This window comes from Parasphingorhabdus sp., from assembly GCF_036964675.1.
GTDB lineage: Bacteria > Pseudomonadota > Alphaproteobacteria > Sphingomonadales > Sphingomonadaceae > Parasphingorhabdus.
On sequence record NZ_JBALTF010000031.1, the window covers coordinates 1 to 4,561 of the forward strand.

Sequence of the window (4,561 nt, forward strand, 5' to 3'; positions counted from 1 at the left end):
ATTCGATCAGGGTCGGTTTGGGGCCAGCGCGGGTGATGAAGCGGCGATACAGGTTCCAGGTGATATCGCTGACGATCGAGCCATGATCGTCGATCAGCAGCGGGCCGCTGTCGTGATGTTCGCGGGCGTGACCAGCCAGATGGATTTCGCCGACAATCGTCGGATCGATGGCATCGATATAAGCGTTCAAGTCGAGACCGACATTGGTCCCGGTGACCTCGACATTGTTGATATCAAACAACAGACCGCAACCGGCCTGCCTGCACAAGGCGTGGATGAAATCGGTCTCGCTCATCTCATCGTCGCGATAGCTGAGATAGCGGGAGGGGTTCTCGATCAGGATAGACCGTTGCAGCCGGTCCTGGACCTTGCCGATTTCCCCGGCGACATGGTCGAGCGCTTCGCCTGTGTAGGGAATGGGCAGCAGATCGGGATAGCGGTCATGGGCATTGCCGCTCCAGCTCAGATGGTCGGACACCATCGCCGGCTGGTAGCGATCGCAAAGCGCGGCGAGCTTGTCCAGATCACCGGCGTTGAGCCCGTCGGCGCTGCCCAAAGACAGGCCGACGCTGTGAAAGCTCAACGGATAGGCCTCGGCGACAGCGGTGAGCCAGCGGTGTGCCGGGCCGCCATCGCCGAAGTAATTCTGTGGATGAACCTCAACCCAGGAAGGGCGTTTCGCCTCTGCGGCATTGTCCAGCACATTGCCATAATGCACCGACTTGAGACCTATGCCACCCGATGGGGGGAGGGAGCGCGGCATATTAGCCACCGACGAAACGTGAGGATCAGAAATTGCGGCCATCCACGGAAATTAGCGCGTTCAGCTCTTTTTGGGAACCGGTTTCGCATTGCCCTCATGCGCGGTCAGCGTGCCGCCCAGCTTGGCGCATTCGCCCTTGGCGACATATTTCCAGGCATTGCCCTGATAATCGGCGGTCGATGTACCGGCACAGCTGGTGCCCGGTCCGGCCGCACAGCCATTCTTGCCGGCCAGCGCGATGCCATAGCATTTTTCCTTGGCACCGGCGGCCTGGGCAGCGGTGGCAGACAGGGACAGGGTTGCCGCCGCCGCCAGGACGGCAGCAGCAGCGGTTGTTTTGATCAGAACAGACATAGATTTTCTCTCTCGAAATTGGGGGAACAAGTCTGAACCCACCAAAGCGGGCTCATGATGACATTCGCCGCCGCCGGCGATCCGGTTACACAGCGCCTCAGTAGCAATGGAGATTGACCGCGAAACGAATCGCAATGTGTTGGAAATCCGGCAAAAATGGAGAGAAATATTTTCTGCCCTTTCCCTTGACGCTAGATGAATAGCCATTACATGGTCTCCGTTAGCACTCGAAAGGAGAGAGTGCTAATTCACACAGATTCTGCTCTCCCGGCCGGCGACAAAACGCTGACCTGAAGAGTTTTGGATTGGACAAGAAAGGGAAATCTATGAAATTTCGTCCATTACATGACCGTGTACTGGTGCGCCGCGTTGAAGCGGACGCAAAGACCGCAGGCGGCATCATCATTCCTGATAGTGCACAGGAAAAGCCATCCGAAGGTAAAGTTGTCGCAGTCGGCAACGGCCTGAAAGACGACAATGGCAAGGCAACCCCGCTTGACGTCAAAAAAGGCGACAAGATTCTGTTCGGCAAATGGTCCGGCACGGAAGTCACCGTTGACGGCGAAGAGCTGATCATCATGAAGGAAAGCGATATTCTCGGCATTCTCGAGAAATAGGCGCTTACCCCCCTTCGTAATTTCAATCATTTAAGCAGAGGAAAATATCATGGCTGCTAAAGACGTAAAATTTGGTCGCGACGCTCGCGAACGCATCCTCAAGGGTGTGAACACGCTGGCTGACGCCGTTAAGGTAACCCTCGGCCCCAAAGGCCGTAATGTTGTGCTCGACAAGAGCTTTGGCGCACCGCGCATCACCAAGGACGGTGTTTCGGTTGCCAAGGAAATCGAACTGAAAGACAAGTTCGAAAATATGGGCGCACAGATGCTTCGTGAAGTCGCATCGAAAACCAATGATGTTGCTGGCGACGGCACCACCACTGCAACCGTATTGGCTCAGGCTATCGTCAAGGAAGGCATGAAATCCGTTTCTGCCGGCATGAACCCGATGGACCTGAAGCGCGGTATCGATCAGGCGGTTCTGGCCGTGGTTGCGGATCTCAAGAAGCGTTCGAAAGACGTCAAGGGCACCGAAGAAATCGCTCAGGTTGGCATTATCTCCGCCAATGGCGATCGCGAAGTTGGCGAGAAAATCGCTGAAGCGATGGAAAAAGTCGGCAAAGAAGGCGTGATCACGGTTGAAGAAGCCAAGGGTCTCGACTTTGAACTCGAAGTTGTCGAAGGCATGCAGTTTGACCGCGGTTACCTGTCGCCTTACTTCATCACCAACCCGGACAAGATGATTGCGGACCTCGAAAATCCTTACATCCTGATCCACGAAAAGAAGCTGACCAACCTGCAGCCACTGCTCCCGATTCTGGAAGCTGTTGTTCAGGCCGGCCGTCCGCTTCTGATCATTGCTGAAGATATTGAAGGCGAAGCGCTGGCTACTCTGGTAGTCAACAAACTGCGCGGCGGACTCAAGATCGCAGCGGTCAAGGCTCCTGGTTTCGGCGATCGTCGCAAAGCGATGCTCGAAGATATCGCGATCCTGACCAAGGGCGAAATGATCTCCGAAGATCTCGGCATCAAGCTGGAAAGCGTTACGCTCAACATGCTCGGTGAAGCCAAGAATGTCACGATCGACAAGGATAACACCACGATCGTCGACGGCGCTGGCAAGAAGAGCGATATCAAGGCGCGCGTGGAAGCGATCCGTAACCAGATCGAAAACACCACTTCCGACTATGACAAAGAAAAGCTGCAGGAACGTCTGGCGAAACTCGCTGGCGGTGTTGCCGTGATCAAGGTCGGCGGCGCATCCGAAGTTGAAGTGAAAGAGAAGAAAGACCGTGTCGACGACGCGCTGCACGCAACCCGTGCTGCTGTCGAAGAAGGCATTGTCCCAGGCGGCGGTGCTGCGCTTCTTTATGCCACATCGGCTCTCAAAGGCCTTGAAGGCATCAACGACGACCAGACCCGCGGCATCGACATTGTTCGTAAAGCGCTGCAGGCTCCGGTTCGTCAGATCGCTGAAAATGCGGGCTTTGACGGCGCGGTTGTTGCTGGCAAGATGCTTGACCAGAAGAGCAAGGAATTCGGCTTCAACGCATCGACCGATGTTTATGAAGACCTTGTCAAAGCTGGCGTGATCGATCCAACCAAGGTTGTTCGTGCGGCACTGCAGGATGCTTCCTCGGTTGCTGGCCTGCTGATCACCACCGAAGCGGCTGTGGCGGAATCGCCATCAGACGACAAGGGCGGCGGCGGCATGCCCGACATGGGCGGCATGGGCGGCGGCATGGGCGGAATGGGCTTCTAAACACCCAAACCACTCAGGCGTTCGGCTTACGCTGAAACCAACAAGAGGGGCTGGAAGGAAACTTCCGGCCCTTTTTTGTTGGTCTGCCTCGGCGCACGTGATATACGACTACAGATGTAGATGTAATAACTGGGCAAGCAATGAGACGATTATGCCATCTCCCATTAACAGCAGCCTTGCTTGCAGCGGTTCCCGCCTTGGCTGCTCCGTCTCCCCCTGCTCCAGTCATCGAATCAGCTGACCTCGCCGCCCAGTTTGACCAAATTGTCAATTTTGCGGTGGCAGATGGTTTCGCCGGTCGAGTGGTGGTCGCGGATCGGTCTTCCGTAATTTACGACAGGCTCGCAGGCTATTCCGATGTGGCCGGCAAAGTGCCGGTTCGTGCAGATACATTATTTCACGTTGCATCCATCACAAAATATCTGACCGCAATCCTGATCCTCAAGGCAGCGGAAGAAGGGCGGTTGGATCTCGACCAGAATATTGGTCTTTTTCTGGCTGATACGGGTTTGGCGGAGCGCGACGTGTCGGTCAGGCAGTTGCTTAGCCATCATTCGGGAATGGGTTCAAGCTATGCCGCCGAAAATGAACAGACCGCCGAGGCCGCGATCGCAGCCATTGAAAAGCAACCGATTGATCCAGAAAAAGTCGGGAAATTCCGCTATTCCAATGATGGCTATGATCTATTGGGGATCATATTAGAGCAGGCCTATGGGCAGTCTTATGAAGATATTTTGCGGGAGAAAATCGCTGGACCGGCGGGATTGTCACAAACATTTGCCTGGAGCGAAGCGGACAAGACCGATCCGAAGGTCGTCAGCCAACCACTATCCGAAATTAACGAAAAACTTTATCGGCGCAACTATGGCATGCTTGGATCGGCAGGCCTGTTGACGACCGCAATCGATCTGGTTGAGCTGCAAAGAGCGCTCGTGCGGGAACAAATAGTCAATTCGGATTCTCTGAGCGAATTATGGCAACCAAGAGACAGGATTTCGATCGGTCAAACGACATTTGGAGGGTTTCTGCGCGAATCTGAAAAAATGGGTCCAGTTTTTAATGTACGAGGCAATGAGGATTGGGGCGACAATGCCATCATGAATCATTACCTCGATCATGGCCTGT

5 protein-coding genes are annotated in these 4,561 nt (G+C 54.9%); 3 read left to right on the forward strand and 2 right to left on the reverse strand.

Going from position 1 to position 4,561, the window contains the following annotated elements; translation table 11 throughout:
- Positions 1-763: MNIO family bufferin maturase (gene bufB / locus V7665_RS07215; protein ID WP_335663862.1), on the reverse strand; the 763-nt coding region annotated here is incomplete at its 3' end.
- A gap of 60 nt (positions 764-823) precedes the next feature.
- Positions 824-1,117 carry a BufA1 family periplasmic bufferin-type metallophore gene (locus tag V7665_RS07220; RefSeq protein ID WP_335663863.1) on the reverse strand — a complete coding sequence of 98 codons (294 nt, stop codon included), beginning with the start codon at positions 1,115-1,117 and terminating at the stop codon, positions 824-826.
- Positions 1,118-1,443: 326 nt separating this feature from the next.
- On the opposite strand from V7665_RS07220, the gene groES reads away from it, so the two are divergent.
- The 3 genes from groES to V7665_RS07235 form a co-directional block, all read left to right on the forward strand.
- On the forward strand, positions 1,444-1,734 hold the full coding sequence (groES, locus tag V7665_RS07225; RefSeq protein WP_067197304.1) for a co-chaperone GroES: 291 nt from the start codon (positions 1,444-1,446) through the stop codon (positions 1,732-1,734).
- 49 nt (positions 1,735-1,783) lie between these two features.
- The gene (groL, locus tag V7665_RS07230; protein WP_335663864.1) at positions 1,784-3,436 is read left to right on the forward strand and encodes a chaperonin GroEL; all 1,653 of its coding nucleotides are present in this window, start codon (positions 1,784-1,786) and stop codon (positions 3,434-3,436) included.
- 140 nt (positions 3,437-3,576) lie between these two features.
- On the forward strand, positions 3,577-4,561 hold a 985-nt coding region (locus V7665_RS07235), incomplete at its 3' end, for a serine hydrolase domain-containing protein (RefSeq protein ID WP_335663865.1).